This window comes from Pontibacterium sp., assembly GCF_041587635.1.
GTDB lineage: Bacteria > Pseudomonadota > Gammaproteobacteria > Pseudomonadales > Balneatricaceae > Pontibacterium.
Window position 1 is genome coordinate 1 of record NZ_JBFGYC010000515.1, and the last position, 2880, is coordinate 2880.

The 2880-nt window shown below is 50.7% G+C and carries 2 protein-coding genes; both read right to left on the bottom strand.

Annotation, left to right across the window (positions count from 1 at the left end):
- Positions 1–988, bottom strand: a 988-nt coding sequence (locus ABYW01_RS18310; RefSeq protein WP_372835619.1) for a DUF1302 domain-containing protein, incomplete at its 3' end; no start/stop codon positions are given.
- 254 nt (positions 989–1242) lie between these two features.
- Positions 1243–2880 (bottom strand): methyl-accepting chemotaxis protein (locus tag ABYW01_RS18315; protein ID WP_372835623.1); only part of this gene is annotated, 1638 nt, incomplete at its 5' end.

The following is a 2880-nucleotide window of genomic DNA, read 5'->3' on the forward strand; positions in this document are numbered from 1 at the left end:
CGGGCCAAAATTGCGCCAGTGTTGTCGCTGAGATACCCGCATTATTGGCGGTTACAAAAGGAAAGGTCTCGTGATAACGGGAGTAGTAAATACCAACCTCTGTATCGTCTCCCAGCATCGTGCGAGCGGAGATACCCCACTGCCCCTGATCATCGGCTTCCTGATTAGCGTCGCGAATAGGAATACCTAACAGAGGATCTGTTTCATCTCCCCCGCGAAAGAAGGCATCATCACCGTAGAACGTGCCACGCGGCGGAAATTCAGCACGGCGCCAGTCGGTTTGTACGTATGCTTCAATGGACGACAGATCACCCACCCCCATCTGAAGATAGATACTTTCAACTCCAATATATGCCTCTTTTAGTTCAGAACCGGGAGTCACCAGCTTATTGATATTCAAAGGAACTTGGGTGGAGACACCATCAAGGAAAAATAGACCTTCCCCCCAATTAATGACCTGCTTGCCCGCACGCACTTCAAGCGGGGTTTCGCCCACATCAAACGTGCCGTAAATATAAGCGTCTAACACGTCAAACGCATTGCCGGCATAATTCTCAGCACCCTCCGACCAAGGCGCGGAACTACCCGCCAGATTCACAGTGTCCCCATCCATAATCTCGGTATCGTATTGGTACGCGAAGGAAGTCACTAAACCATAGTTTCGCCAATCCAGGCTCAGTTCAGCATTCACTTTAAACACATTGGAGATCAGATCGCCTGCATCCGGCACACGCGCATCCGATAGATAGTTAGGTGTTGTAGCAGTGCCTGTTAGATTATTCGCAGGATCCAAAGCAGAGCTATCAGCATCTTGCGCACGAATGGATGCAGCGTATCCCAGCGTCATATCAAGACTACCCGCCAGCTCGCTTTCATCACTAAATTCCAGTTGGAAAGCCTGAACTGGCCCCCCCATTACCAGACAACCAACTGCCGCTAGCAAAGGCAGACGGTTTCTTTTCTCTGCAGAGTTTTGTACCGATTTCATTTTTTGTTCCCCTGTATGGACCCAAACAGCCCAAGCAAAAACGATCAGTAATCAACCATTAGTTTATTTATAGACCGTATTTACCAAAGAAACTCAATGTGCGAATAAACAACGACACACAAAGGAGGGGGATGTGGCGCACCTTTTCTGGACCAATTAAGTAGATGCCACACCCGCTGTTTGATGCCGAACAGGGGCGTGCTAAGCGCAGCGTAAGCAAATAGCGCCAGAACTGACGCTATTCACCCAGAAACTCAAACTCGGAAAGTCGCCACCATCCCCTTCAAATGCTCGGTCTGTTGCGCCATCTCCCGACACGCGACAACTGTACCTTTGGCACCTTCTGCAGTCTGATTACCGACATGACTGATCGATTGCACGTTGCGCTCTATTTCGTTGGCGACCATGGTCTGCTCTTCGCCCGCAGACGCAATCTGAGAATTAAACTCCACAATCCGCGAGATCGCCTCTGAAATATGCTCCAGCGTGCGACCCACTTCTGAGGAATTGGTCACGGTTTGTCCGACTTTATCGTGACTGACCGCCATGGCCCGTACCGCATCGTTCACCCCCGCCTGTAGACGCGTGATCATCTGCTCAATTTCGGCTGTTGATTCCTGAGTACGTTTTGCCAACGTACGAACTTCATCGGCCACAACAGCAAAGCCCCTACCCTGTTCGCCTGCCCGAGCAGCCTCGATCGCAGCATTCAGGGCCAGCAGATTAGTTTGCTCGGCGACACCCTTAATCACATCCAGCACCTGCGTGATACTTTCGCTGTCTTTAACCAACTGATGGATGACGTTCATCGCAGCGTCAATATCCAGCGACAACTGGTCGATATCCGCCAGGGTATTCTTGACCAGGCTCTGCCCTTGTATCGCCTGTTTATCAACTTCGCCAGACTCATGCGAGGCGATCAGTGTTTTGTCCGCGACCTCCTGAGCGCTGCCCACCATCTGATTGATCGCCGTAGCCACCTGATCCGTTTCAAGGCGCTGCATCTCAACCGCTTCGCTGCTCTGTTGGGCGATACCATCCACAACACCCGCTTGAACAGCGACGGACTCAACGGTAGAGGTGACCTGTGATAACAACTGACGCATACGTTCAGTCATCTGGTTGAATTTGGACGCCAGCTCACCCATTTCATCGGTATTCGAAATGCGTACCTGACTGGTTAAGTCTCCTTGCGCGACACACTCCGCAGTATCAAGAATGGACTTAATACTGTTTCTGACTGACAGATTAAACGCCAGCATCAGGTAATTAGTGATCAAAAAGACCGCCAGCACGCCGAATAACAAGCCGTAAAAGCGCTGACTTTGACCCGCTTCCCGTTCATGTAATCGCTGCTCGACAAACCCTATCGCATCATTCATAAAGCGATAAATTGCACCGCTGGTTTCCGATTCACGCTGAAAGTACTGCTTCCAGTTGTGCTCAAGCTGCTCCTCTATCAGAACATCGTTTTCGAACCGGTCAGCCCCCTGCTTCAACTGCGAGGCGATGATCTCTGCACTGGCTACCAGAGTGTTACCAAATACGGATCCGGCAGACACAATGGGACGTAAACTGTTATCCAAACGCTTCTGATCATTGATGAGGTCATCCAGAACGCGGTTAAGATTTTCCATCACACTGGAGTTTATTGCGCCCGCCTTCATCACCTTGGTGGAAAAAGCGCGCAACTGCCCTTGATGCTCCAACAGGGGTTCCATCACATCCAACACGACCTTCATCAAAATAAAGTTATGCGTATCCTTATCCTGATAGATACCCGTTTCATAACTCAGACGGTGCACCAGTATCCAGCTTTCCAACACCAGTTGGTTGTTTTTCACGAACAGTCCCGCAATGTCCAAGGTGCCAGCCCCACGCGGCTGGGACGC